Source organism: Nosocomiicoccus massiliensis, assembly GCF_000438455.1.
In the GTDB taxonomy this organism is placed as follows: domain Bacteria; phylum Bacillota; class Bacilli; order Staphylococcales; family Salinicoccaceae; genus Nosocomiicoccus; species Nosocomiicoccus massiliensis.
The window spans coordinates 1-25919 of record NZ_CAVG010000040.1 but is presented as its reverse complement, the minus strand read 5'-3'; the positions used below and the strand labels follow the sequence as shown (position 1 = coordinate 25919).

The 25919-nt window shown below is 38.0% G+C and carries 25 protein-coding genes and 1 riboswitch; of the genes, 19 read left to right on the top strand and 6 right to left on the bottom strand.

Annotated elements, in window-relative coordinates; all coding sequences use genetic code 11:
• Positions 1–98 precede the first annotated feature (98 nt).
• The 7 genes from TJ68_RS01985 (at position 99) to thiD (ending at position 7329) form a co-directional block, all read left to right on the top strand.
• Entirely contained in the window at positions 99–1568 is a 1470-nt protein-coding gene (locus TJ68_RS01985) for a SulP family inorganic anion transporter (RefSeq protein ID WP_052327250.1), read from the top strand.
• On the top strand, positions 1558–1977 hold the full coding sequence (locus TJ68_RS01980; protein WP_238316011.1) for a universal stress protein: 420 nt from the start codon (positions 1558–1560) through the stop codon (positions 1975–1977). The genes TJ68_RS01985 and TJ68_RS01980 overlap by 11 nt, the downstream gene beginning before the upstream one ends.
• A gap of 76 nt (positions 1978–2053) precedes the next feature.
• A complete protein-coding gene (locus TJ68_RS01975) occupies positions 2054–3337 on the top strand; it encodes an NCS2 family permease (RefSeq protein ID WP_040928453.1) in 1284 nt (427 codons plus the stop codon).
• A gap of 162 nt (positions 3338–3499) precedes the next feature.
• Positions 3500–4900 (top strand): FAD/NAD(P)-binding protein, encoded by a 1401-nt coding sequence (locus TJ68_RS01970; protein WP_040928452.1) that lies wholly within the window; start codon positions 3500–3502, stop codon positions 4898–4900.
• Between the two features lie 34 nt (positions 4901–4934).
• Positions 4935–5029: riboswitch (TPP riboswitch) on the top strand.
• 45 nt (positions 5030–5074) lie between these two features.
• A complete protein-coding gene (gene thiM / locus TJ68_RS01965; RefSeq protein WP_202898279.1) occupies positions 5075–5878 on the top strand; it encodes a hydroxyethylthiazole kinase in 804 nt (267 codons plus the stop codon).
• On the top strand, positions 5875–6507 hold the full coding sequence (gene thiE, locus TJ68_RS01960; protein WP_040928450.1) for a thiamine phosphate synthase: 633 nt from the start codon (positions 5875–5877) through the stop codon (positions 6505–6507). Before thiM ends, thiE begins: the two co-directional genes overlap by 4 nt.
• Positions 6508–7329, top strand: coding sequence for a bifunctional hydroxymethylpyrimidine kinase/phosphomethylpyrimidine kinase (gene thiD / locus TJ68_RS01955; protein WP_040928448.1), 822 nt, complete (start codon positions 6508–6510; stop codon positions 7327–7329).
• 39 nt (positions 7330–7368) lie between these two features.
• On the opposite strand, the gene TJ68_RS01950 is transcribed toward thiD, so the two are convergent.
• Together TJ68_RS01950 and TJ68_RS01945 are read right to left on the bottom strand one after the other, a co-directional pair.
• A complete protein-coding gene (locus TJ68_RS01950) occupies positions 7369–7554 on the bottom strand; it encodes a CsbD family protein (protein WP_040928447.1) in 186 nt (61 codons plus the stop codon).
• Positions 7555–7634: 80 nt separating this feature from the next.
• Positions 7635–9029: an L-cystine transporter gene (locus TJ68_RS01945; protein WP_040928446.1), complete on the bottom strand. Its 1395-nt coding sequence runs from the start codon at positions 9027–9029 to the stop codon at positions 7635–7637.
• Positions 9030–9151: 122 nt separating this feature from the next.
• Between TJ68_RS01945 and TJ68_RS01940 the strand changes: the two genes are divergently transcribed.
• On the top strand, positions 9152–10603 hold the full coding sequence (locus tag TJ68_RS01940; RefSeq protein ID WP_040928445.1) for an aldehyde dehydrogenase family protein: 1452 nt from the start codon (positions 9152–9154) through the stop codon (positions 10601–10603).
• Between the two features lie 29 nt (positions 10604–10632).
• Here the strand turns inward: TJ68_RS01940 and TJ68_RS01935 are convergent, their stop codons facing one another.
• Both TJ68_RS01935 and TJ68_RS01930 read right to left on the bottom strand, forming a co-directional pair.
• Entirely contained in the window at positions 10633–11673 is a 1041-nt protein-coding gene (locus TJ68_RS01935; protein WP_040928444.1) for a PTS sugar transporter subunit IIC, read from the bottom strand.
• Positions 11674–11824: 151 nt separating this feature from the next.
• Positions 11825–13429 (bottom strand): BCCT family transporter, encoded by a 1605-nt coding sequence (locus tag TJ68_RS01930; RefSeq protein WP_040928443.1) that lies wholly within the window; start codon positions 13427–13429, stop codon positions 11825–11827.
• A 187-nt stretch (positions 13430–13616) separates the two neighbouring features.
• Here TJ68_RS01930 and TJ68_RS01925 point away from each other — a divergent pair, with 187 nt between their 5' ends.
• The gene (locus TJ68_RS01925; protein WP_040928442.1) at positions 13617–15491 is read left to right on the top strand and encodes a heavy metal translocating P-type ATPase; all 1875 of its coding nucleotides are present in this window, start codon (positions 13617–13619) and stop codon (positions 15489–15491) included.
• An 18-nt stretch (positions 15492–15509) separates the two neighbouring features.
• Positions 15510–15767, top strand: coding sequence for a type II toxin-antitoxin system Phd/YefM family antitoxin (locus TJ68_RS01920; protein WP_040928440.1), 258 nt, complete (start codon positions 15510–15512; stop codon positions 15765–15767).
• A gap of 59 nt (positions 15768–15826) precedes the next feature.
• Here the strand turns inward: TJ68_RS01920 and TJ68_RS01915 are convergent, their stop codons facing one another.
• Entirely contained in the window at positions 15827–16381 is a 555-nt protein-coding gene (locus TJ68_RS01915; RefSeq protein ID WP_040928439.1) for an NADPH-dependent FMN reductase, read from the bottom strand.
• Between the two features lie 190 nt (positions 16382–16571).
• On the opposite strand from TJ68_RS01915, the gene nhaC reads away from it, so the two are divergent.
• The 4 genes from nhaC (at position 16572) to TJ68_RS01895 (ending at position 19953) form a co-directional block, all read left to right on the top strand.
• Positions 16572–18038 (top strand): Na+/H+ antiporter NhaC, encoded by a 1467-nt coding sequence (nhaC, locus tag TJ68_RS01910; RefSeq protein WP_040928438.1) that lies wholly within the window; start codon positions 16572–16574, stop codon positions 18036–18038.
• 110 nt (positions 18039–18148) lie between these two features.
• Positions 18149–18526 carry a hypothetical protein gene (locus tag TJ68_RS01905; RefSeq protein WP_040928437.1) on the top strand — a complete coding sequence of 126 codons (378 nt, stop codon included), beginning with the start codon at positions 18149–18151 and terminating at the stop codon, positions 18524–18526.
• Positions 18527–18585: 59 nt separating this feature from the next.
• Complete coding sequence (locus tag TJ68_RS01900; RefSeq protein ID WP_040928435.1) at positions 18586–19176, top strand: ribonuclease H1 domain-containing protein; 591 nt, start codon at positions 18586–18588, stop codon at positions 19174–19176.
• Positions 19177–19953, top strand: coding sequence for a Cof-type HAD-IIB family hydrolase (locus TJ68_RS01895; protein ID WP_040928434.1), 777 nt, complete (start codon positions 19177–19179; stop codon positions 19951–19953).
• A 37-nt stretch (positions 19954–19990) separates the two neighbouring features.
• On the opposite strand, the gene TJ68_RS01890 is transcribed toward TJ68_RS01895, so the two are convergent.
• Positions 19991–20644: a metal-dependent transcriptional regulator gene (locus tag TJ68_RS01890; RefSeq protein ID WP_040928433.1), complete on the bottom strand. Its 654-nt coding sequence runs from the start codon at positions 20642–20644 to the stop codon at positions 19991–19993.
• 146 nt (positions 20645–20790) lie between these two features.
• Between TJ68_RS01890 and TJ68_RS01885 the strand changes: the two genes are divergently transcribed.
• The 5 genes from TJ68_RS01885 to TJ68_RS01865 all read left to right on the top strand — a co-directional run bounded on the left by TJ68_RS01885 (position 20791) and on the right by TJ68_RS01865 (position 25698).
• The gene (locus tag TJ68_RS01885; RefSeq protein ID WP_052327249.1) at positions 20791–22095 is read left to right on the top strand and encodes a pyrimidine-nucleoside phosphorylase; all 1305 of its coding nucleotides are present in this window, start codon (positions 20791–20793) and stop codon (positions 22093–22095) included.
• An 8-nt stretch (positions 22096–22103) separates the two neighbouring features.
• Complete coding sequence (locus tag TJ68_RS01880; protein ID WP_081643639.1) at positions 22104–23249, top strand: UTP--glucose-1-phosphate uridylyltransferase; 1146 nt, start codon at positions 22104–22106, stop codon at positions 23247–23249.
• A complete protein-coding gene (trhA, locus tag TJ68_RS01875) occupies positions 23250–23924 on the top strand; it encodes a PAQR family membrane homeostasis protein TrhA (protein ID WP_040928430.1) in 675 nt (224 codons plus the stop codon).
• A gap of 95 nt (positions 23925–24019) precedes the next feature.
• Positions 24020–25066 (top strand): Mrp/NBP35 family ATP-binding protein, encoded by a 1047-nt coding sequence (locus TJ68_RS01870; protein WP_040928428.1) that lies wholly within the window; start codon positions 24020–24022, stop codon positions 25064–25066.
• Positions 25063–25698, top strand: coding sequence for a KinB-signaling pathway activation protein (locus tag TJ68_RS01865; RefSeq protein WP_040928427.1), 636 nt, complete (start codon positions 25063–25065; stop codon positions 25696–25698). The genes TJ68_RS01870 and TJ68_RS01865 overlap by 4 nt, the downstream gene beginning before the upstream one ends.
• Positions 25699–25919: the final 221 nt, after the last annotated feature.

The following is a 25919-nucleotide window of genomic DNA, read 5'->3' as shown; positions in this document are numbered from 1 at the left end:
ATGTTGTGTGTTTTCTTCTTAAATTATAATATAGCAGATTTTACATGCAACTATTGTGTGATTTCTATTATAATAGATGTTTGGAAAGTGAGGTTACTATGGTAGAAAAGATAAAAACCGAGTGGCTAAATCAGCCAATTCAAAATATATTAGCAGGGATTGTCGTTTCACTTGCGTTGATTCCTGAAGTGATTGCTTTTTCTTTTATTGCAGGTGTCGAACCGATGGTTGGATTATACGCGTCGGTCGTCATTGCGATTTCGATTTCGTTTTTAGGTGGTCGTCCGGCGATGATTTCTGCAGCTGCTGGTGCGATTGCGTTACTTGTGAGTCCGCTTGTTAAAGAGTATGGTGTCGATTATTTAATTTTCGCAACGATTGTAATGGGGATTATCCAAGTGATTTTTGGGTTGCTTAAAGTCGGATCTTTACTAAAATTTATACCGAATTCCGTCATGATTGGATTTGTGAATGCTTTAGGGATTTTAATCTTTATGGCGCAACTCGAGCATATTTTTAACATATCGTTTGCGACATACATATATGTCATCGTCACTTTACTGATCGTTTATATTACACCGCGTTTTGTTAAGACGATTCCAGCACCGCTGTTTGCGATTGTCATTTTAACGAGTGTATATATTATCTTTGGTGCAGATATTAAAACAGTCGGTGACTTAGGGGAGATTAAACGTACATTACCAAAATTAATTATTCCGAATGTACCATATACGTTAGAAACGCTACTCATCGTCTTACCGTATTCGATTTCTATGGCGATTGTCGGACTCGTTGAGAGTTTATTGACTGCTAAAATCGTCGATGATGCGACAGGTACGATGAGTAACAAAAATAAGGAATCTCGCGGACAAGGGGTTTCAAATATTATTACAGGATTCTTTGGTGGAATGGGTGGTTGTGCGATGATCGGACAATCAGTCGTGAGTGTCGAGTACGGTGGTACAACACGTCTTTCGACGTTTACTGCAGGTGCGTTTTTAATGTTTATGATTCTCGTTTTAGGCGATATTATGGTTCAGATTCCGATGTCTGTACTCGCGGCAATTATGGTAATGGTCGCGTTAAAGACGTTTGACTGGGGCACGTTTAAATACGTGAAGTACGCTGAAAAGAGCGATATTTTCGTAATGCTCGTTACAGTTGTAGCAGTCGTCTTAACGAATAACTTAGCAGTCGGGGTCATTCTCGGGGTGCTTTTAAGTGCGTTATTCTTCTTAAGAAAAATATCGAACGTTACAGTGACTAAAGAAGATGGAGACGTAGTTACGTATAAAGTGTCGGGGAATATTTTTTACGCGTCAATTGAATCGATGATGGACCATATCGATTTAAACGATAAAGGTCGTACGATTTACTTAAATTTCGACGACTCGAGAATTTACGATGATGCTGCATTAGAGGCGATTGAACAGATTGTTCATCAACTAAAAACACACAATCAAGTGTACGTGACACATTTATCTAAAAGCAGTTATGATAAGTTTGTCACACGAACTACGATAAAAGAGTCTCATCTCATACAAAAAGGAGTGCACGATGATGTATAAATCAATACTACTCGCTTCAGACGGCTCGGATTATAGTTTTCGCGCTGCAAAAGAAGCGTTAAAATTCGCTGGTGAAGAGAGTGTCATTACAGTGTTAAGTGTATTAGAAACTGAAGCGGTGAAATACGACTTTTTACAAGACGCACCTGGCGAGAAAGATATAAAAGAGAAGCATATTAAAGTGCTTCATCCAATTACTGAATTATATGATTCAAACGATGTAAATTATCAACTGCGTTTAGAATCGGGGAATCCGATTCGAAAAGTAGTTTCAATCGCAAACGAAGGTACATATGACGTCGTCGTCATCGGTTCAAGAGGGTTAAACGCATTCCAAGAGATGATGCTCGGAAGCGTGAGTCATCAAGTCACGAAGAAATCAAAAATACCAGTTGTGATCGTGAAGTAGTTGGGACCCTCTAGACGTCTAAGCGAATGAAGCGTAAACTAGTTATGTTAGTTTAATCATTAGGGAGAATATAATTATGAATGAATTCTTTAAGTTACATGAACGTGGGACAGACGTCCGTACGGAGTTAATTGCGGGTCTGACTACGTTTCTTACGATGGCGTATATCGTGATCGTAAACCCGGCGATTTTATCAGCAGCTGGGGTACCGTTTAACCAAGTGTTTATTGCGACGGTAATTTCTGCGGTTGTCGGTACGCTCATTATGGCGTTATGGGCGAATTATCCGATCGCAATCGCGCCAGGTATGGGTATGAACGCATATTTTGTGTCGGTCGTATTTACTGAAGGCGTTACATATCAAGCGGTATTCGGAACAGTGTTTTTTGCAGGGATGCTATTTTTACTTCTGACATTTACGTCACTTCGTGAAACACTCATTCGCTCGATTCCAACACCGTTAAAAGTCGGGGTCGCGAGTGGTATTGGATTATTTATTGCTTCACTTGGTTTAAAAATGTCAGGGATTATCGTGCCAGATGAAGGCACACTCGTTGCGTTTGGTGATATTACGTCACCTGTCACGTTACTGACAGTTGTTGGTTTATTACTGACGCTAATTCTTGTCGCGCGTAACGTTAAAGGGGCGCTATTTATCGGAATGCTCGTAACGGCAATTATCGGTTACGTGACTGGACTTCTTCACATCGATAATGGTGTTGTATCTACGCCTCCGTCACCAGTATTTTTTGATATCGACTTAGGCGGAGTATTTAGTCAATCGTTATACTCAGTCGTATTCGCATTTTTACTCGTGACACTATTTGATACGACAGGTACGATGATTGGTGTTGCTGAACAAGCAGGGCTGATGAAAAACGGTGAACTACCAGGCGCTAAAAAGGCGTTAATGGCAGATGCGGTCGCAACGACAGTTGGTGCAACGTTTGGTTCGACACCGTCAAGTGCGTATATCGAATCATCATCAGGTGTTCAAGTCGGTGGACGTACAGGACTGACGACGTTAGTCGTAGCGGTACTATTTATGCTGACGTTATTCTTTTCACCGATTATTGAATCTATTTCTGCGTTATCTGCAATTACAGCACCAGCACTCATTATCGTTGGTAGCTTTATGATGACGGGATTAGCGAAAGTCAATTGGTCGCGTTTTGATGACGCATTCCCAACATTTATTATCGTTTTAACGATGCCATTTACGGCAAGTATCGCAATGGGAATCGCGCTCGGATTTATCACATATCCGTTACTCAAACTCGTTGCAGGTAGAGGTAAAGAAGTTCATCCGTTAATATATGTGTTTGCGGTACTATTCATTATCCAAATCGGATTCTTATAAAGAGAGATATTACGGAAGAACTACAAGGAAAAGACGCATTAAAAGAAGCGGGTATTTGGTCAATCAACCCGTCATAATTTGAAACTCCTGTCTATTTTAGGCAGGAGTTTTTATTATGAGAAACGGGTATGAGTAATGAAACAGTTAGAAATGAGGTTCTATATGAAAATCGCAATTGTCGGTGCAGGCATGGCCGGCATCGGAACGCTTCGCTACTATATTGACCATGTTGAGAATCCAGATATGGAAATTTATATATTCGATGATTTAAATGCCGCAGGGACTGGATATCCATTCGGTCCAGATGATGACGCACTGCTACTCAATCAGCGACTAAAAAAGATGACGCTCGCCCCGTGGGACGATAAAAAAGAATACATCAAATATTTAAAGGCACATGATCCAGACTTATTAAAACATGAATTTATTACGCGTCCAGAATTTGGTGAGTATTCTAATGACGTGTTTTCAGAGTATGTAAAAGATAACCGAGTGACGTTTGTACCATCAGTCGTCGATGATATCGATGTGAAAGAAAAGAGTTATATCATCCATGCGGATGATACATACGAAGTCGATATTGTACACTTATGTATCGGACAGTTGCCTCAAACGGATATTTATAATTTAAAAGAAATTGACAAATATATCGCAACACCGTTTCCGATAGAACGCAATAGTGACGTGTTATTAAACGCGAAATCTGTCGGAGTGATTGGAACAAACTTAACGTCACTCGATATTATTATGTATTTACATCATCATAACTATAAAAACGATATATTAGTGACGTCACGAAGTGGCACGGTGCCCTTCATTAGAGGAAATGAAGCGGAAGTCGATATCGATGTAGAAGCGTTAAAACAAAATACAGACATCACGATTCAAACAATCGTCGATATATTTAAAGAAGAAACGAAGAAGCAAGGTATAGATTTTCATCTTTTAACAGAGCTCAATGACATGCCGGTCCTCGATTCGCTCAAATATCAACTCGAACATTTAGATACGCTCGGTGTCGTTCAAGAAGTTGCGGAAGCATTATCAGAAGTATTAAGAGAAGTGTGGAATGACTTGTCGTTAGAAGATAAAAAATATTATATGAAGCATCTAAAAGGCATACACGGTCAATTAACAGGACCATTCCCAAAAATGACTGCTGAAAAAATTGTCTCACTCATTGAATCAGGTCAACTGACGTACGTATCTGGTGTGGAGGATATTAATTACGAGGATGAGTTTGTGATTGAAACTAAAGATGGTAACTATTCAGCAGACGTTATGGTGAGTGCGGTTGGACCAAACTTAAATGGGGAAAATCTAGCAGATAAAAACAACGCATCACCTCTAGTGAAGACCTTAATCGATAAGGGTATTCTACAAGTAGACGCACTCGGTGGTATTAAGATCACATATCCAGAGTTTTCGGTGATCTCTGAAGCGGGTGTGTTAGATAGAATGAAACTATACGGTAACTTAGTATCTACGACGCACATCAATAACTCTGGTGTGAACTTAATATTAAAGAAAATACCGCAGTCGATTGAAAAACTTAACCAATAAATGACGACTGATGTGTTATACTTAAGAAAATAATATAGACATTTCGGGGTGCTACTTTTGTGGCTGAGATTATACCCATTGAACCTGTACAGATAATGCTGGCGTAGGTAACAAATGTTTAGGGCTTCTTTGAGCACTCCGAAATTATGCAAATAATTAAGGAGTGCTTTTTTGTTGGATTTTAAACCGGGATTTCCGCTTCAATCGAGCCCGCTCGTGAACTGTATTACGAATCAGATTTCTATTGAAATGATTGCGAACAGTTTATTATATGTCGGTGCAAAACCGATTATGGCCGCTCATATTGATGAACAAGATGAAGTAATTCAAGCCGTAGACGCGTTGTTTATTAACTTAGCGCGTTTACCATACAATGAAGCGAAGCATTTGTTACATGCAGCGACACGTGCGAATACTCATAAAAAGCCGGTCGTTGTTGATTTAGTCGGATACGGCGTGAGCGAATTTAGAAATAGTATCGGTGACGCACTCGTTGAACTTAAGCCTGCAGTTGTAAAAGGTAACATGTCTGAAATGCGTGCTTTTTGTAAGCTGAAAAGTCATGGTCGAGGGGTAGATGCTGGCGAAGAGGATACGAAAGCGGACCGTTTAGAGGAGTTAATCGATGCGTTAAAAGATAAAACACTAGAGCATGGAAACATGGTCTTCTTAGCGACAGGTCCAGTCGATATTATCGTCAGTAAAGATCATGTAGTGAAACTATCGAATGGCGTTGAATATAACGGTCAATTTACTGGAACTGGAGATACTGTCGGTGCATTAGTTGCTGCGAATTTAGGCAGTGGTCTTCATCCTGTAGACGCATGTATTAACGGAGTCAGTTATTTTAACATTTGCGGTGAAGTCGCAGCAGAGAAAAGTCGTGGTCTAAATGAATTTAGATTTCATTTATTAAACGAGTTATCTCTATTAAAAGATACGGATTGGACGAAAGAAGTTAAAGGAGAATACGTATGACATTCGATTTAAGTTTATATTTAGTGACAGGTCGATACGATTATAGCGATGATGAGTTTTTATCGATCATTGAAGAAGCGTGCCAAAATGGGGCCACGATCGTACAACTACGAGAAAAAGAGTTAACGACAAACGCGTTTTACAATCTCGCCGTTAAAGTAAAAGAAGTGACGGACAAATATAACATGCCACTTATTATTAATGACCGTGTAGATATTGCTTTAGCAGTTGATGCTGCGGGTGTTCATATCGGGGATGAGGAGTTACCTGTACATATTACTCGACAAATTATAGGTGACGATAAAATACTCGGTGTCACTGTAAAAACAACTACTCGAGCTATAGAAGCAGAGAGAGGTGGTGCAGATTATTTCGGCGTCGGGGCATTCTTTGATACAAACACTAAAGAAACGATTGTTCAGTCAAAAGAGGCGTTAGTCGAAGTCATTCAACATACGAACGTGCCATCTGTTGGGATCGGTGGTCTTAAAGAAGAAAACATAGACGTATTAAAAGACACAGGAGTAAAAGGTGCAGCTATTGTATCTGAAATTATGTTAGCAGAAAACGTTGCAGAAAAAGTAAGTGGTTTAAAACAAAAAATAGAACATATTTTGGAGGACAATTAAATGATTAACTCAACACCACAAGCAGTTACAATCGCAGGTTCAGACTCTGGAGGCGGTGCAGGTATTCAAGCAGATTTAAAAACGTTTCAAGCGCGTAACGTATTTGGAATGAGCATTGTCGTCGCACTCACAGCACAAAACACAAAAGGCGTACAAGACGCATATTATGTACCGACAGAGTTTATTGATGCACAGTTTGATTCTCTCGCAGATGATTTTAAAATCGGTGCGTGTAAAACAGGTATGCTCGCAAGTGAGGCACATGTAAAATGTGTTGTAGAAAACTTAAAAAGAGTCGATTTTGGACCGTACATATTAGATCCAGTGATGATAGCAAAAGGTGGTCATAAATTACTCGAAGACGGCGCAATCGATTCAATAAAGTCAGAATTAGTACCCCTTGCAGCGATTATTACACCAAACATTCCCGAAGCTGAAGTGTTAACAGGTTTAACGATTCAATCAGGAGAAGATATGGTTGAAGCGGCGAATTATTTAAAAGCACTCGGGGCAGAAAACGTCGTTATTAAAGGTGGACACCGTGATGATCTGTATGCTGAAGACTTCGTCAGTTTAAAAGATGAAGAGTTTTGGATGCGCGGCACACGTATCGATACGAATCGTACACACGGTACAGGGGATACGTTCGCAGCGTGTATCGCATCTGAACTTGCAAAAGGAAATGATTTAAAAACGTCAATTATTACGGCGAAGAGTTTTATCCAAAGCGCGATTGAAGACCGTATAGAAGTCGGTCACGGACATGGTCCCGTAAACCACTGGGTAGAGGTAAAAGATAGTATTGAAATTATCGAAAAATAAAAAAAGGGAGTTCCGAATGGAACTCCCTTTGTTATGCGATTATTCGCCTAATTTACCAATTTGGTCTTTAGTTTTTTTAGATGCATTATCTACAGCATCTTTTGCTTTACCAGCAGCTTGATCTGCTTTACCTTCGAATTCTTTACTCTTATCGTTTAACGCTTTACCAGCTGTTTCTTTTGCTTTACCTTTTAATTGATCTACTTTACCTTCAAATTTACTCATTCATATCATACCTTTCATTTCTGAAGTACTAGATATATACCCGTTCTATATGTTTTAAAACATCGAACCGTAAAATAAAGTTAGATATTTGAAGTTGTAAGTTCATCGTAAGACATATTATCGTAAGTGTCTTTGTCTAGAGTACCGTCAGTTTTTGCTGTTACAGTACCTGCGACCATAGAGTCACTAACGTTTAATGCTGTACGTCCCATATCGATTAACGGCTCAACAGAAATTAATACTGCTGCGAGTGCAACTGGTAAGTTCATCGTACTTAAAACGATAATGGCAGCAAACGTCGCACCGCCTCCTACACCAGCGATACCAAGGCTTGTAACTACGATAACGACGATTAACGTGAGTATAAACTGTAAGTCAACATTCACTCCAGCAACTGGTGCAACCATTATCGCAAGCATTGATGGGTAAATTCCGGCACATCCATTTTGTCCAATCGATAATCCGAAACTTGCAGAGAAGTTTGCAACACTTGACGGTACACCGAGGCGTGTCGTTTGAGTTTGAATATTTAACGGTAACGCACCTGCACTTGAACGTGACGTAAATGCGAATAGTAACACTTCAGCCGTCTTTTTAACGTAAGTGAATGGGCTTAACCCCGTTAATGCAATAATAATTAAATGAACGATAAACATCGCAATGAGTGCAACGTAAGACGCGACGACGAATAAGCTTAAATCCACTAAAGCTCTAAAGTCACTTGTTGCAACAGTATTTGCCATAATTGCTAAAATTCCGTATGGCGTTAAGCGTAAAATAATTTTAACGAGTTCCATGACGAAATCGTTGAGGATTAAAATCCCCTCTGATAATTTGTTTGCACGTACTTCATCGTGTTTTTTAAACTTTAATAAACTATATCCGAGTAATGCTGTGAAAATTACGACCGCAATTGTCGAAGCACCACGCTGACCTGTAAAGTCTAAAAATGGATTTGCTGGGATCAGTTGCGTAATTTGTTCTGGTAACGTTAACCCTTCAATTTCTGAAGCTGTTGATTCAATATCTAAACTACGTGCGTTTTCAGCTTCCCCTAAGTTAATGCTTGAAGCGTCTAAGTTAAATGCGATAGCTGTCGTAATACCAATTACCGCAGAAATAGCGACAGTAATGAGTAAGATCGAAATTGCCTTAACTGCAGACTTTAAAAACTTCTCTCTAACTTCTAATTTCGCAAATGCACTTAAAATTGATACGAAGATCAGTGGAATAACGATCATACGTAGTAATCGAATGAAGCCATTTCCGATGAGGCCCATCCAACCTGTCGTTTGAGTCGTGACGTATGAATCAGCACCATATAGAAGTTGAATAATTCCACCGAATACTAAGCCAATACCGAGTGCGATTAATACGCGGTATGAAAATTTAATATGCTTTTTTTGCATGAAAAAAACTCCAACAAGGAGCGCAAAAAATACAACTAGATTTATAATAATAAATGTAGCATCCATGAATAACATCCTTTTTAAAATTTTGATAAATCGATTATAGGACATTTTTAATTCCTAGTAAATAGATATGTTTTAAATTAATAAAATATTTTTTGGGTATAGTATAAAAATGGAGTGATGATATGAATATCTTTTTATCTTTAAATAAAAGTTATATAGATGGAGAATTTGTTGAAGGCGACAGTGGGGAAGTATTTCAGTCGTTAAATCCGTTTGACGACTCGTTGGTTGCGGAAATTCCGCTTGCGAGTTTAGAGCAAACGAACAAGGCATTTGAAGTTGCGGATAATAGTGAATGGAAAAACAATCCGAAGCAACGTAAGAAAGTACTTAAAAACCTTATAAAATTATTTATTCAGCATAGAAAAAATATCGTAGACGTCTTAATTAAAGAGAGTGGAAGTACGTTTGTTAAAGCGAATGCTGAATACGTTGCGACAATCAATATTTTAAGAGAGTCTTTAAAATTAGTAGAAAAGATTGGACATGTTGGAAATCGTTCATCTCTTATACTAGGTAAGAAAAATTTAATTTACCGCTCACCAAAAGGTGTGGTGTCGTCCGTTGCGCCATTTAATTTCCCGTTACATTTATCGATGCGTACGATTGCGCCAGCACTAGCGTTAGGCAATGCGGTCGTTCACAAACCGGACGTTCAAACAGGTATCGTGAGTGGAGCGATACCAGCAGTATTATTAAGAGAAGCGGGAGTACCGAGTAACGTTTTCCAAATGGTGTTAACTGAACCGAAACTCGTAGGAGATGTCTTCTTTACACATGAAAAAATTAATGCGATTAGCTTTACAGGATCGACTGCAGTTGGTAAACACATTCGTAAAGTAACAAACGATAGATTTATATCGACAGCGCTAGAACTTGGTGGGAATAGTCCTTTTATCGTTATGGATGATGCGAATTTAGATCATGCAGTTCGTGCGTTAATTCCTGGGAAATTTTTACATTCCGGTCAAATATGTATGAGTGTCAATCGAATCATCGTTCATGAATCAGTGTATGATACTTTTATCGATAAATTTAAAGCAGCAACTGAAAATTTAAAAATGAGTGTCGAGCACAATAAAGTTGGAATTATTGGGCCGATTATTAATAAAACTCAGTTAGAAAAAACGAAGAAGTTTATCGAAATGGCAAAAGCCTCTGGTGAAATCGTCTTAGAAGGCGAAGTGAAAGGTAATTTTGTCACACCGTTTATCTTTAAAGATATTAAAAATGATAGCAAGATCGCACAAACTGAATTATTTAGTCCGATCGCATTAATTATAAAAGCAAGTTCTAACGATGAAGCAATTCGTTTTGCTAACGATACAGATTACGGACTATCGGCTGCGATATTTACTGAAGATGTTGAAAAAGGACAGAAGTATGCGGAACAAATAGAAAGTGGTATGGTACACGTCAATGAACAAACGGTTCTTGATTTTCCGAATATACCGTTTGGTGGCGTGAAAAATAGTGGTATGGGACGTTACGGAAATCCATATGTGTTAGAAGATTTTACAGATTTAAAATGGATGAGTACTCAGCGTGGACCATTGCCATATCCGTTTAATTAAAAGAAGACTGCAGCAGAGCTGCAGTCTTTTTATGGTTTAAATAAGAACATTTCTCTCGTATATTTTGGTAGAAACTTTAAGCATAGTTTATCGACGATAAATGCAGCAATGACAGGAACGATGAGATACGCCACTGTAAGTTTAGCGATATTCATACTCGTACTACCGTCCATTAACGCTAACGAGTTAATTGGACCAACTAATCCTGTGTGACCAAAACCTGCTGACATTGGTGTTCCTTGCACGTTCATGAAGTAACCTGTCGCACCGACGATAATTCCGTTAATGACTAACGGCACCGCGATAATTGGGTTTTTGAAGTACACTGGCATCATCATTTTACCTGTACCGATGATGAGAGCGATGATGGTACCTTTGTTGTTAATTCCAATTGAGCCAAATAAAAACGTCATACATGCTGTTAAAATTCCTAAGTTTGCTGCACCACTCGCAAGTCCAGAAAGACTTACAACAGTCGCAATCGCAACGAGTGAAATTGGTGTTGCGAGAAATGCAGAGTAAAATACACAAATTAAAATCGTCATGAGAAGCGGATTTAAATCTGTAAAGTGCGCAATTAACTCACCTAAACTCGTTGTCACAAGTTTTGAGTACGGTAAGATCATTAATCCGATTAAACCGGGAACGACACCACCGAGAAACGGTAAAAATACGATGTTCAGTGATCCGAGTTTATCGCCAATGAATACGATAATAGCCGCTGCAATAATGAGTGTAATTAAAACGTTAATTAAATCTCCCATTCCTTGTAAACGGACACCCGTTTCTTCAAAGACTAATGCTCCAGAACCGATTAACGCTGCTCCACCTAAAATAACGCTACGAATTCCGTCAAACTTTAAGTTCATCCCCGCTAACACACCGATGATCACTGACGTAATTAACTGAAACGAACTGACTGCATTACCGACCGTTATAAAGACGTCAGAGTAACGCCCGAAAAACTTTAAAATTTCTCCGAGCAATGCACTAGTAACTAATGCGACGACGATACCGATCGCCATCCCATTTAAAATATTAAAAAAGAAATCCTTTTTAGACATTTTCATACGAAAGAATCACTCCGTAATATGTATTTTTCATAATCATATCCATTATATGGTGAATAAACAATATGTATTTTTGAAAAGTTGAATATATTTTTTCTTATTAGATACAAAATAAAAAACCTTACCGATATAAAAATCGGTAAGGATAATTTTAGAATACGTTGTCTGGATTTTCTCTTTCCATATCTTGATCTGGATGTTCTTCTACATGTTCATGATATTCTTCTAACTTGTCTTGGTCTGGTGTAATCGTAAGACCTAAGTTACGTCGTTCTAAGTCGGCGTCTTTATAGAAACTGATTGTCATCAGAATGATAACAATACTAAATGGGAAAGCAGATATAATCGCTGCTGATTGTAACGCTCCTAGACCTTCGTCACCGCCTGTGAGTAATAGTACAAATGCGATGAGTGAAAGTAATATTCCCCAAGTAATTTTAATTCTTTTAGGAGGTTGTAACGTTCCGTGAGATGTTTGCATACCTAAAACGAATGTCGCTGAGTCTGCAGATGTAATAAAGAATATCGATACTAATAGTATTGCGATTGTTGAAAGTACGACACTAAGTGGTAATTCATTAAATATCGCAAATAACTGTGTTTCTGGTGATAACGCTAATATGCTGTCTGAATTTTGAGCGACAGTAATTCCTGTCGTTCCAAATACACTAAACCAAATTAAGCTTACGATTGTTGGAACGAGTAATACTGCAATGACAAATTGTCTAATTGAACGTCCTTTTGATACACGTGCAATAAATATACCAACGAAAGGACTCCAACTGATCCACCAACCCCAGTAGTAAATCGTCCAGCTTTTCAGCCATTCTGCTTTTTGCTCATAGAGAGGGGCTACGTCGAAACTGTTTTGTAAAAATGTTCCGAGGTAAGATCCTGCTGTTGTTGTCATCATATTTAAAATAAGAATCGTTGGTCCTATGAAAAATAGAGCAACTAATAATAGCACTGCAAGAGACATATTAATGTTACTTAAATATTGAATCCCTTTAGATAATCCACTCCAAGCACTTGCTAGGAATAGAATTGTTACAACAAAAATAATTATAAACTGTACTAATATATTTTGAGGTACATTAAATAAATAATTAAGACCGGCGTTAATTTGTAACGTACCTACACCTAAAGATACCGCAACCCCAATAACAGTTGCGAATACAGCAAGTACGTCGACGACTGTACCTAATGGACCATCTACACGATCTCCAAAAATAGGTCGTAACGTTTTAGATAGTAAACCATCTTCGTTCTTTCTAAATTGGAAGTATGCGAGAGATAACGCAACGATTCCATATACCGCCCACGGATGGAATCCATAGTGGAATATCGTGGAACGCATTGACTCCATGAAAGCTTCTTTAGTTTCTGGGTCAGTTGATGGTGGTGCTAGATAATGGGATATAGGTTCTGATGCCCCGTAGAACACAAGGCCGATCCCCATACCGGCACTGAATAACATCGCTAACCAAGAAATTGTTCTGAATTCAGGTTCGTCATTCGGTTTACCGAGTTTTAATTTTCCAATCGGACTAAATATTAAAAATACTGAAAATATAATAATTACCGTAACAAGTATCATGTAATACCAACCAAAAGTAACCGTAATATAGTTACTTAAAGCTCCAGTCCATTCACCGAATCTTGCTGGCATAAACATACCAAATAAAACAAGAATTAGTACTAAAATTGACGCGTATTTAAACACTGGTGATATTTTTTGCTTACTTTTATCGGTCATTTTAACACTCCTTTTTATACACAAGTATATAGACTAACATATTGATACTTAGAATAAAAGGATGTTTGAAAATAAAATAATAACAACTGATCTAAATCATTGTATTTCTTATTTAAAATTATTATAATTAAGTATAGATATAGCATTAAATTAAATGATAATTTTCTAAATTAGTAGGTGAACAACTTTGAAAAAATGGTTACAAAACAAAGGCTTCAGAAACACGGTGATTTGTGCGGTTCTTATTATTATAGGGATTGTACTTCAATACCAAAGCCTTGAAAATGCTGCGATTCCAGTGTTTATTGCTGCTTTTTTAATCGGGGGATATTATAGCGCTAAAAACGGAATCGAAGAACTGATTCACGACAAGCATTTAAACGTAGACGTACTGATGATCTTAGCAGCCGTTGGTGCATCGATCATCGGATATTGGATGGAAGGTGCGCTGTTAATTTTCATCTTCAGTCTTGCTGAAGCGATGGAATCGATGGCAAACGAAAAAAGCCGAAACGCGATTTCTGAGTTAATGAACTTAACGCCAGACGAAGCGCGTCGCTACAATGAAAACGGCGAAATTGAAGTCGTACCAACCGCTGAGCTAAAAGTTGGAGATAAAGTTCAAGTGCCACGCGGTGAAACAATTCCTATTGACGGAAAACTTCTTTCAACTGACGCGGTTGTTAACGAAGCATCTGTTACAGGTGAATCTGTTCCTGTTGAAAAAGTAACAGGAGACGAGGTCGTCGGGGGGACGATTAACGAAGGTAACAGAATCGATATCGAAGTTACAGTTGAAGATAGCAATACGTTATTTGCTAAAATTATTCGACTTGTCGATGAAGCGCAGTCTTCACCGAGTAAAACGGCGAGTTTTATTGAGTCAATTGAAGACACTTATGTAAAAGTTGTATTAGTCGGAGTTCCGTTATTTATCGCTTTAGCGTACTTTGTACTCGACTGGGGTTGGACAGAGTCGTTTTACCGTGGAATGGTACTTTTAACAGTTGCGTCACCATGTGCATTAGTCGCAAGTGCAACGCCAGCAACACTTTCAGCAATTTCAAACGCTGCGCGTAACGGAATGGTGTTTAAAGGCGGTCAAACGATCGACAACACGAACGCATTAAACGCGATTATATTCGACAAAACAGGTACGTTAACAGTTGGCGAGCCTGCTGTTACAGATGTTTATTACGTAGATGGTGTCGACCACGAACATGTCGATGAGGTTATTAAAAGTGCAGAATCAGGCTCTATGCACCCAATTGCAGTAGCGATTTTAGATTACTTAGAAGACACGCCACTCATTGAACTCGATCACGTCGAGGATATTACAGGTAAAGGATTCTTAATTCAAAACGAAGGTAGCGAATGGAAAGTCGGAAAGCATAGTTATGTGTTAGATGAATCTAATATTCAGCTATCTGAAGAAGTGAAGCGTGTCGTAATTGAAAAAGAATCGACAGGAAACACGGTGATCTTTGTGAGTCGCGATAACGAGTTACAAGCGTTTTATGCGCTAGAAGACGTCGTGAAAGAAAGTGCAAAAATCGCGATTGAAAAACTCAATAACATGGGTATTCAAACGATTATGGTTACGGGTGATAACGAAAATACCGGAAAGCATATCGCAAAACAAGTCGGTATTAAAGAAGTTCATGCTAATAAAATGCCAGATGAAAAATCTTCTATATTAGATGAATTAAAAGAAAAATATGGAAATGTTGGAATGGTTGGAGATGGTGTAAACGACGCACCAGCATTAGCAAAATCTTCGGTTGGATTTGCGATGGGTTCAGGAACAGATATCGCAATGGAAACAGCAGACGTCGTACTTATTAAAGACGACTTAACGATGATACCGTACTCTATTGGATTGTCTAAAAAGATGAAGCGTATCGTCATTGCGAACGTTGTATTTGCAATTGCGGTCATCGCGTTACTCCTCATTGCGAACCTTTTCCAAGCAATAAACTTACCACTAGGAGTCATTGGCCACGAAGGATCAACAATTCTAGTTATATTAAATGGTTTAAGATTATTAGCGTATAGGGATTAAACATTAGGAGTGATTAACATGTTAGTTTTGACACCTTCTCAAGCGAGAGAAAACCTCTATAAATTACTCAAAGAAGTAAATGAAAATCACAACGCAATATTTATTAGCGATAATAAGTTAAACTCTGAGGCGGTTCTTATTAGTAAAGAGAATTGGGACAGTATTAATGAAACGCTATATTTAGAAAACAACGGTGTGTTAAATGTCGTTAGAAGACGAATGGAAGACAATAGTGGTTGGACAAATATCGATGATATTAACTGGGAAGAATTATAAATTACCCATGTTGGTCTCATTATGAATAAACGCCGAGTACAACTGTACTCGGCGTTGTTTTATTTGTTCTTACGTTTACTAAATGATTGATGTGCTTCAGCGATGTCGATTGTTTCATCTGCTAAATTATCGAGACGGTGCAAGATGTTGACGTCTGTGAGTCGTTTTCCTTCGTATGCTTCTGGTGTGATGAATACATATGATGATAATACGTGTGCTTTCATGTAGTTTAATATCGGCTTCAGCATCATTTCTGCAACTAAGAAATGTCTATTAGATCCCGCTGTTGAGACGATGGATACTGTTTTTCCTTTTAAGCCATCGATTGGTAATAGGTCGAATAAGTTTTTTAGAACTGCAGGGATAGATGCTTGGAACACTGGGAATCCGATAACGATGACGTCAGCTGCTAACATTTTAGAAATGACTTCTTTCGTATCGCCAGACCAGTCTTCATAATGACGCCCATCTGCTAGGCTGAGTGTTTTATCTTTTAAATCGATCATCTCAATATTATGAGTATTATAGTGTGTTTCAAAATAGTTTGTGACGTATTGTAAAGCAGTTGCCGTTTTTGAGCCGACATTCGCTCCAGCTAATACTAGTATATTCATTACGTTCTCTCCTATAAAATTATCAATTATATCGTATCATTTTCTCGGTGTATTGTAATATTTGAAGGTTAAAATCAGTCAAATTGTTGATGAAAATGTCACCGATTTTTTGAAAATATTTAAGAAATCGCTACCATTTTTAAATTTTGTCGCTATAATTAAAAAGAGAATATTATTAGGGGGATTTTCAATGAAGGAAAGTAAATTAGAATCACCAAAGAAGATTAACGTCTTTTTAGCAATCATACCGTTCATTGTTATGATCTTTTCGATGTATATTGCGGTGGTTAAATTTGAAATTGATCCACACGTGCCGTTAATTCTCGGTACGGCAACTGCTGCCATTGTCGCACTTATTTGTGGCTATAAGTGGGATTCACTTGAAGAATTTATGTATAAAGGAATCAAACTCGCACTACCGGCTGTTGTTATTATTATTTTAGTTGGTCTCGTCATCGGTTCTTGGATTGGTGGGGGTATTGTTGCGACGATGATTTACTACGGTTTAATTTTATTAAATCCAAAATATTTCTTAGTCACGATTATGCTCATCTGTGCTTTAGTTGCGCTTGCGATTGGTAGCTCATGGTCAACGATGGCGACAATTGGTGTTGCTGGTATGGGTATCGGTATGTCGATGGGGATTGAACCTGCGATGATTGCCGGAGCTGTTATTTCTGGAGCTTATTTTGGAGATAAAATGTCACCGCTATCAGACACGACAAACTTAGCTGCTGGTTTAACACACGTACCGTTATTCGATCACATTAAACATATGTTTTACACGACGATTCCAGGGCTTATTATTTCATTAATCGTATTTTTAATTATTGGACTTAAAGTAATTGGTAACGAAACGTTAAATGATGAAGAGGTGAATAGCATGCTCAATGCGATGCAAGATAACTTTGTCATTTCACCGTGGCTATTTTTAGTGCCAGTAATTGTTATCGTTTTAATCGTATTAAAAATGAGTGCTGCACCTGCACTATTCATCGGTGCGATGCTCGGGGTACTTGCTCAAGTATTTGTTCAAGGTGGATCACTCAGCACGTCAATTGACGTCTTAACAAACGGATACGCTTTAGAAAGTGGTAACGAAAGTGTAGATACACTGTTTAACCGCGGTGGATTACTCGACATGATGTATACTGTTTCGATGACAATCGTTGCGATGACTTTCGCAGGGATTATGGAGTACTCAGGCATGCTTCAATCGATTATGAACCAAATTTTAAAAATCGCAAAAGGTACATTTGGTTTAATTTCAGCTACGCTTGCTTCAGCGTTTTTCACAAACGCAACGTGTTCTGAACAATATATTTCAATCGTTGTACCGTCAAGAATGTACTTAAAATCATATATAGACAATAAACTACATCCGAAAAACTTATCGCGAAGCTTAGAAGATGGTGGTACGTTAACGTCTGTATTTATCCCTTGGAATACGTGTGGGGTATTTATATATGGAACGTTAGGAGTGTACGCATGGGATTACGGCCCTTATGCGATTTTAAACTTCTCTGTACCGATTATTGCACTCATTTTAGCTGCGACAGGTATTGGGGTTAAATATATTACTGACAGCGAAAAAGAAGAGTTCTTAGAAGATATTTACGGTTCAGAAGAGGCGAAACCAGCAAGCAATGAGTTATAATATACGTATGAAACATATTATTAAACTCATTTTAAGTATTGGGGTTGTGTTTTTCATCAGCATATTTACTGATAAAAAACGCGCAAAATAATGAAGCGGAGCTGATGGTGATGAAACGCTATATTATGTTGATGTCAATGTCGCTACTTTTAGCTGCATGTTCAACGAATACAGATACAAAAGAGCCGTCCGAAAACGTCGAAGAACCAAAAGAAAATATTGAAGAGAAAGATGTAGATAAAGATATGACAAAAACACGTTACATCGTCTCGTTTAATCGTGACGTTACATTAGAAGACTTAAAAGAATATGGTGTAGAAGAATCAGATGTGATTAATGAGATGGACAACATGAACATGAAAACGATCGATCTCGATGAGTCACAATACGAAAGTTTAAAAGAAGCGCCATTTGTCACGCATATTGAAGCGGATGAAGAAATCGGCATTCCCCCAGGGGAAAAAGAAGATAAATCTGATGAAATGTAATATCACGAAGGCAGACTCCTGTCTGCCTTTTTTGGTACAATGAACCGTGGAGGAGACATATGAGTAAATATTATGCAGTACGTAGAGGGAGAACCCCTGGTATTTATAGAGATTGGGACACTGCAAAGCGTGAAGTGATGGGTTTTAGCGGTGCAGAATATAAATCATTTAAAACTGAAGATGAAGCACTTAAGTTTATGAATTTAAGCAAAAAAGAAGATATAAAGTTAGATGGGCTTATAGCGTATGTTGACGGGAGTTATGATAAGCGATCAGAACGCGCAGGATTTGGTGCAATTCTAATTGAAGATGGTAAAGTAATACACGAAGCGTCGAAAGAGATCGCTATTAATAAAGACGACAACTTATGGAACGTCAGCGCTGAAATTGGTGGAGTACTATATGCAGTTAACTACGCGATTTCAAATCAGTACGATAAAATTCACATCCATTATGACTATGCAGGTTTAGAAAAATGGGCAACGAAAGAGTGGCGTACAAATAAACCGACAACAAAAGAATATCAGAAGCAAATGGAGCAACTGATGCAACAAATCAAAGTGGATTTTATAAAAGTAAAAGCACACACTGGAGATTTTTATAACGAGCGCGCAGATGATCTTGCAAAACAATCGATTATGGAGGACTAAATGGTGAAAAAATTATTGTTTTTTGACATTGACGGAACACTTTATAATACATCGGTCAAAGTACCAGAATCTACAAAACGTGCGATCGAGTCGCTTAAAAAAGATGGACATACGTTAGTCATTGCGACAGGCCGCGCACCGTTTTTATTTAAAAATTTAAGAGAAGAGTTAGGAATCGACTCATATATCGCATTAAACGGACAATACGCAGTCGTTGACGGTGAAGTGATTTACAAAAATCCAATTCCGAGTGACTTGTTAGAAGAAATATCTAAGGACGCTAAAAAACATAACCATCCAGTCGTCTATTTAAACGATACACATATGGTGTCAAATATAAAAAGTCATAGTCGAATCGACGAAGGGTTAGGCTCTCTAAAGTTCGATGAATCACCTGGACATAACGAAAACTTCCATCTTGAAAACGAAGTGTGCCAAGGATTACTCTTTTGTACAGAAGATGAAGAGGATTACTATAAAGAAAAATATAGCGAGTTAGACTTTTTAAGATGGCATCGAGTGTCGTTAGACGTTATGCCAAAAGGTGGATCTAAAGCAAAGACCGTTAAAAAGGTCATTGAAAAGCTCGGGTTTAATGAAGATGACGTGTATGCATTTGGAGACGGTCCGAACGATTATGACATGTTAAAACTCGTAAATCACTCTGTTGCGATGGGTAACGGTGTCGATGAAACGAAATCAGTCGCCGAATATGTGACGAGTCACGTCGATGACGACGGATTATATTATGCGTTAAAACATTATAAACTCATTTAAATAAAACAAGCCGTGTCCGTATAAACGGACGCGGCTTTTATAATGGTCGAACGAATATAAATTGTGCGATTGTTGAGGATATATATACGATTTCTCCGTTTGTTTCATTGTATAGTTCGTATGAATCGAGCATATCATCGAAGTTCTTCACAGTGACGACGTCGTTTATGTTTAAATTTTGGTTTTTAAAGTAATGTACGAGTCGGTCTTCGTTTACGAAACGCTGGATGACGACAGAGTCGTCGATTTTTATGTCTGGTAAGATCTTCGCGTGGCGATCTGCGATTTCCATATCTTCAGGTAAAATTGCTCCGCCATGTGGACAATATTTTGGACGTCCTAGATATTCGTATATTCTTTTAGCGAGTTTATCTGAAGTTGAGTGCTCTAACAGTTCAGCTTCGTCGTGAACTTCATCGATTGAAAACCCAAGTTTTTCAACGAGGAAGACTTCCCATAGACGATGTTTATGGACGAGTCGTTTTGCTTCTTCGGCACCTTCAGCGGTAAGCATACTCCCGTGATACGGCTTTAAATCGATCCAGCCGATTTTAACTAGGCTGTTCATCATCTCTGTAACTGTTGGTGGTGAAATATTGAGTTTTTGAGATATCGATTTATTAGATACTCTAGAAAACTCGCCACCGAGTTCATATATTATTTTTAAGTAATCTTCTCTCGTCGGACTCATTTATAATCCACCTCTCGTTATGTAACTTAATTATGCAATGAATATGAAACTCGTGCAACATTCGTTTATTTTATCATTTCAATAGGATACGTTATAATATAAGAATAGAAAATTATGTTCGAAAACATTTAAGGAAGTGTATGAATATGACAAGAATGATAGACATCATTACAAAAAAACGTGACAATATCGAATTATCAAAAGAAGAGATTAAATCGTTTGTTCAAGGATATACCAATGGAGATATCCCGGATTATCAAGCATCGAGTCTACTGATGGCAATCTTTTTAAACGGTATGACAGAAGATGAAGTTGCAACGTTAACGATGGAAATGGTTGAGTCGGGAGATCAAATCGACTTATCTGGAATCGAAGGGTTTAAAGTAGATAAACACTCGACAGGTGGCGTTGGTGATACTACGACGTTAGTATTAGCGCCACTCGTTGCAGCAGTTGGCGTTCCAGTACCTAAAATGAGTGGAAGAGGGCTAGGTCATACAGGTGGAACAGTTGATAAACTTGAAGCGATGGAAGGATTCCATGTTGAATTATCTCAAGAAGAATTTATCGAACTCGTAAACAAGCAAAAACTTGCATTAGTCGGACAATCAGGCAACTTAACTCCGGCAGATAAGCTGATTTACGCACTACGTGACGTTACAGGAACAGTAAACTCGATTCCATTAATCGCAAGTTCGATTATGTCTAAAAAAATCGCAGCAGGAGCAGATGGTATCGTTCTTGACGTAAAAGTTGGTGACGGTGCATTCATGAAAAATGAAAAAGATGCAGAGGCACTCGCACATACGATGGTACAAATTGGTAATAATGTCGGACGAAATACGATGGCAGTTATTTCAAGCATGGAAGAGCCACTCGGTTATGCGATTGGTAACGCGCTAGAAGTGATTGAGGCTATTGAAACGTTAAAAGGAAAAGGTCCAGAAGACCTTACAGAATTATCACTTGTCCTCGGTAGTCAAATGGTTGTCCTTGGTGGTGGTGCAAATAGTTTAGAAGAAGCACGTGAACTATTAGAGAAAGCAATCGAAGATGGTTCGGCACTAGAGAAATTTAGACAACTTATCGTAAGTCAAGGTGGAAACGGCGACGTGATTGATGACTACAGTCTATTACCAACTGCTGAATATACTATTGAAGTAAAATCAGACAAAGCAGGATACGTCACGCAAATTGAGTCTGAAAATATGGGAGTAGCAGCATCGATTTTAGGCGCTGGACGTGAAACGAAAGAAAGTGAAATCGACTTAGCGGTCGGTATCGTTCTAGAGAAAAAAGTTGGAGATAAAGTAGAAGTTGGAGATACACTTGCAGTGATTCACTCTAACAAAGAAAATGTCGATGACGTCATTTCACGCGTTAAAGATTGTTATACGTTTGGTGAAGAAGAAGTTCATCCAACACTCATTAAAAAAGTGATTACAGAATAGAGGTGTATATATTGAAACAATGGATTCCGCAATATGAAAAGCTTAGAGAAGCATCAAAAGAAAAAATAGACGCACAGTTAAACGAGTTAGATTTAGAAAGAGTAAAATCTGTGTATGAAGATGTTTATGTAAATCAGACGGCGTTTGATACGTCAAACGTTGAAGAAGTTCCGTTCGTGACAGAAGAAGAGTTAGACGTAGAAGTGTTAGAACGTTTAGCACACACATCGGTTGAAGACGGGAAAGTCGCGGTACTTTTAATGGCTGGTGGACAAGGAACACGCCTCGGGTACGATGGACCGAAAGGAACGTTTACATTTGACGACGTATCGCTTTTTGAACTACAAGCGCGTCAAATATTAAAATATAAAAAAGAAGACGTGTTAAACGTTCATTGGTACATTATGACGAGCGATATTAATCACGATGAAACAGTTCAATTTTTCGAAGATAAAAACTACTTCGGATTACCAAAAGAAAATGTTCACTTCTTTAAGCAAGAACATTTTCCGTCTCTATCAAAATCTGGAGAGTTATTATTAACTAAAGATGAAGAAATAATGATCACACCGAACGGGAACGGTGGAATATTTAGTGCGCTTAAAGCGAGTGGCATGCTAGAAGATATGAAAACGCGTGGCGTTGAAGCGGTATTTATGAACAACGTCGACAACGTCGTCGTAAAAGTACTCGACGAAGTCCTTGTCGGTCTTCATTTAGATGAGGAAAATGAAGTGACGTCAAAATCGATTACGCCTAAACCAAATGAAAGTGTCGGTCGACTCGCGTTACTTGACGGTAAGAAAACAGTCGTTGAATACACTGAAATTCCTGACAGAGAAGACGCGTCATTTACAAATGGAAATATCGGGATTCACGTATTTAGTATCCCGTTTATCGAGAAAGCGGCAGAGGCGGATATGCCATATCACCTCGCGCTTAAAAACTTAGAATTTTTAGATGATGATTTAAAGTTAGTAAAAGAAGAAGCGTTAAAATTTGAAAAGTTCTATTTCGACGCATTTATCGTTGCAAATAAACATAAGACGCTTCAAGTGGACCGTGAAGGAGAATTTTCCCCACTTAAAAACAAAGAGGGTCAAGATAGTGTGGAAACAGCGCGTCGTGATCTTGAGAGATACGAAATGATATAGATGAAAGAAAATAATATCTCTGTTGAAAAAACTTTAAAACACATTATTCCTTTATCGTTTGGTGAAGAAGTAGGAAATAGCGTCAGTCACGGTGTCGCAACATTTCTGTTTATATTTTTACTTCCTTTTACTGCTATATATATGTATGTAGAAGGTGGGGCAATGCATGCGTTTGGCGGTAGCGTGTATGTCATTTCAATTATTACAATGTTTTTATCGTCGACGATTTACCATATTATGGCACCGGGCACACATCACAAATATGTCATGCGTTTAATTGACCATAGTTGTATATACATTGCGATTGCCGGTACGTATACACCAGTCGCGCTTAGCGTTATCGGTGGATTTTGGGGATATACGATTCTCATACTCCAGTGGAGTGCGGCGATTTTAGGTGTACTATATAAGACGTTAAGCCCGAAAGTCAGTCCAAAAATTAGCTTAGCGTTTTATCTTGTGATGGGGTGGATGATCGTACCGTTTTTACCTGCCGTATTATTTGGTACAAATATTATGTTTTTAGTCATGCTTTTTATAGGTGGCGTATTATATACAATTGGCGCATGGTTCTATGCGCAAAAAGATAAGCGATACTTCCATATGATATGGCACTTTTTTATATTTATAGCGAGTATCGCTCATTATATCGGTATCGTGTTCTACATGATTTAACATAAAATCAGACTTCATACGCATTTTATTGCATGAAGCAATCGCTTATTATGATAATATAAGTTCAAATAGCGATTATCGAGAGGGGATTTTAAATGATAACAGAGTCAGAAGTACGTCAAATAGTGGAGAGTGTAAATGATCCGATTTTAAACGTACCGATTTCTGAGACGAATGGTATCGAATCAGTCAAAATAATAGAAGATAAGGGACACGTCAGCTTAAAGATTTTAATTGGACGTTTAGGTGGACAAGAGCAGTTAGACCTACAAATTAAAATCGTTAATTTATTAAAAGAAGCGGGCGCAAATAGTGTCGGTCTTCGCTTTGACGAGTTACCAGAAGAAGAAATTAATAAACATAAAGCGACGATGGGTAACCAGTACGAAAGCCAGTTTGATATGGAGAAAACGAAGTTCATCTCTGTAGCATCTGGTAAAGGTGGCGTTGGTAAATCAACGGTTACGGTAAACCTTGCGGTTAAATTACAAAAGCTTGGTAAAAAAGTTGGGATCATCGACGCAGATATATACGGGTTTAGTGTGCCAGATATGATGGGGATTTCAGAGCAACCTGAAATTAAAGATAAAAAAATTATTCCAGTTGAACGCTTCGGTGTTCAAGTTATTTCTATGGGATTCTTTGTTGAAGAGAATACACCTGTCATTTGGAGAGGACCGATGCTCGGTAAAATGCTAACGAGTTTCTTTAAAGAAGTAGAATGGGGCGACCTAGACTATCTTCTACTCGATTTACCACCTGGAACAGGAGATGTGGCGCTCGACGTGCATCAAATGTTACCGGAGAGTAAAGAAATTATCGTAACGACACCACATCCAACAGCAGCGTTCGTTGCAGCTCGTGCAGGAGCGATGGCGATTCATACGGATCACGAAATTTTAGGTGTTGTAGAGAATATGTCTTACTTTGAAAGTAAAGAAACAGGCAATAAGGAATATATATTCGGTAAAGGTGGCGGACAAAAACTCGCGGAAGAGTTAAACGTGCCGTTACTCGGGCAGATTCCTCTTGGCCAACCAAACTTTGATAAAGAAGACTTTGCACCGTCAGTTTATCTTGAAGGTGAAATTAGCGATCATTATGAAGAAATAGCAAAACGTATTATCGAGGAAGAAGAATGAGTTCAAAATATGTTGTTAAGTTTTACTTTACGACGTTAATTATCGGTGTGATTGCGTCTACATTTATCAGCTTGTTTACAGAATATGAAAATGTCACGAGTCATTTGTTTAAAGGGGACTTCTCTGAGTTTTTCATCGGTTTAATATGGATTATAGGATACGGACTTATTATCGCGACTGTCGCACAAGTAGTTTTCTATATTTACTTATTTATTAACCCGCTAGGGCTCGGGATATTTAGAAGTTTTTGGCCATACGTACAAATCCTTCTTATTATGTATGCGATATTCGATCTTTTCTACTTAAGATTTTTCAAGGTTGGAAAAGACCACGGCTCAACGCTTGAGTTTATATGGATACCAATTATTGTTGTAATTGTCGGATTCGTAGTCGCATATGTTAAAAATAAACAAGTCGAAAAGAATATCTTTATACCGTCATTGTTCTTTATGATATTTATGACGTCGTTAACACTACTACCATTTATATCAGTAGAAGATATGACTTGGATATACCGTTCGATATTTACTGTACTCATATTAAATGCGTACCAATTACTTAGATTGCCAAAATATATTGAAGCATCTAAAGAAGATAAAATCGCACGCGGTATCGTTAACAAAGACAAATAAAAGTCTATAACTTTAGAGCGCTACACCAGCCTCTAAAGTTTTTTTAAAAAATATATATTTTTACGCTTGACCATCTTTTGTTTACTTGCTATTATATAAAAGTCGTCAAAATCAAGAAACGACAGACGCACGAAAAATAAATTTTAAAATTTCAAAAAATAACTTGCTTTAATTTTTTGAACGTGCTATAGTAAATATTGCGCTTTTCAAAAGCGCACCAA

What these genes read in the sequence shown, in the direction of transcription:
- TJ68_RS01985 (WP_052327250.1), top strand. Translation starts at nt 99, where the DNA reads ATGGTAGAAAAGATAAAAACCGAGTGGCTAAATCAGCCAATTCAAAAT.
- TJ68_RS01980 (WP_238316011.1), top strand. Translation starts at nt 1,558, where the DNA reads ATGATGTATAAATCAATACTACTCGCTTCAGACGGCTCGGATTATAGT.
- TJ68_RS01975 (WP_040928453.1), top strand. Translation starts at nt 2,054, where the DNA reads ATGAATGAATTCTTTAAGTTACATGAACGTGGGACAGACGTCCGTACG.
- TJ68_RS01970 (WP_040928452.1), top strand. Translation starts at nt 3,500, where the DNA reads ATGAAAATCGCAATTGTCGGTGCAGGCATGGCCGGCATCGGAACGCTT.
- thiE (WP_040928450.1), top strand. Translation starts at nt 5,875, where the DNA reads ATGACATTCGATTTAAGTTTATATTTAGTGACAGGTCGATACGATTAT.
- thiD (WP_040928448.1), top strand. Translation starts at nt 6,508, where the DNA reads ATGATTAACTCAACACCACAAGCAGTTACAATCGCAGGTTCAGACTCT.
- TJ68_RS01950 (WP_040928447.1), bottom strand. Translation starts at nt 7,554, where the DNA reads ATGAGTAAATTTGAAGGTAAAGTAGATCAATTAAAAGGTAAAGCAAAA.
- TJ68_RS01945 (WP_040928446.1), bottom strand. Translation starts at nt 9,029, where the DNA reads ATGGATGCTACATTTATTATTATAAATCTAGTTGTATTTTTTGCGCTC.
- TJ68_RS01940 (WP_040928445.1), top strand. Translation starts at nt 9,152, where the DNA reads ATGAATATCTTTTTATCTTTAAATAAAAGTTATATAGATGGAGAATTT.
- TJ68_RS01935 (WP_040928444.1), bottom strand. Translation starts at nt 11,673, where the DNA reads ATGAAAATGTCTAAAAAGGATTTCTTTTTTAATATTTTAAATGGGATG.
- TJ68_RS01930 (WP_040928443.1), bottom strand. Translation starts at nt 13,429, where the DNA reads ATGACCGATAAAAGTAAGCAAAAAATATCACCAGTGTTTAAATACGCG.
- TJ68_RS01920 (WP_040928440.1), top strand. Translation starts at nt 15,510, where the DNA reads ATGTTAGTTTTGACACCTTCTCAAGCGAGAGAAAACCTCTATAAATTA.
- TJ68_RS01915 (WP_040928439.1), bottom strand. Translation starts at nt 16,381, where the DNA reads ATGAATATACTAGTATTAGCTGGAGCGAATGTCGGCTCAAAAACGGCA.
- nhaC (WP_040928438.1), top strand. Translation starts at nt 16,572, where the DNA reads ATGAAGGAAAGTAAATTAGAATCACCAAAGAAGATTAACGTCTTTTTA.
- TJ68_RS01905 (WP_040928437.1), top strand. Translation starts at nt 18,149, where the DNA reads ATGAAACGCTATATTATGTTGATGTCAATGTCGCTACTTTTAGCTGCA.
- TJ68_RS01900 (WP_040928435.1), top strand. Translation starts at nt 18,586, where the DNA reads ATGAGTAAATATTATGCAGTACGTAGAGGGAGAACCCCTGGTATTTAT.
- TJ68_RS01895 (WP_040928434.1), top strand. Translation starts at nt 19,177, where the DNA reads ATGGTGAAAAAATTATTGTTTTTTGACATTGACGGAACACTTTATAAT.
- TJ68_RS01890 (WP_040928433.1), bottom strand. Translation starts at nt 20,644, where the DNA reads ATGAGTCCGACGAGAGAAGATTACTTAAAAATAATATATGAACTCGGT.
- TJ68_RS01885 (WP_052327249.1), top strand. Translation starts at nt 20,791, where the DNA reads ATGACAAGAATGATAGACATCATTACAAAAAAACGTGACAATATCGAA.
- trhA (WP_040928430.1), top strand. Translation starts at nt 23,250, where the DNA reads ATGAAAGAAAATAATATCTCTGTTGAAAAAACTTTAAAACACATTATT.
- TJ68_RS01870 (WP_040928428.1), top strand. Translation starts at nt 24,020, where the DNA reads ATGATAACAGAGTCAGAAGTACGTCAAATAGTGGAGAGTGTAAATGAT.
- TJ68_RS01865 (WP_040928427.1), top strand. Translation starts at nt 25,063, where the DNA reads ATGAGTTCAAAATATGTTGTTAAGTTTTACTTTACGACGTTAATTATC.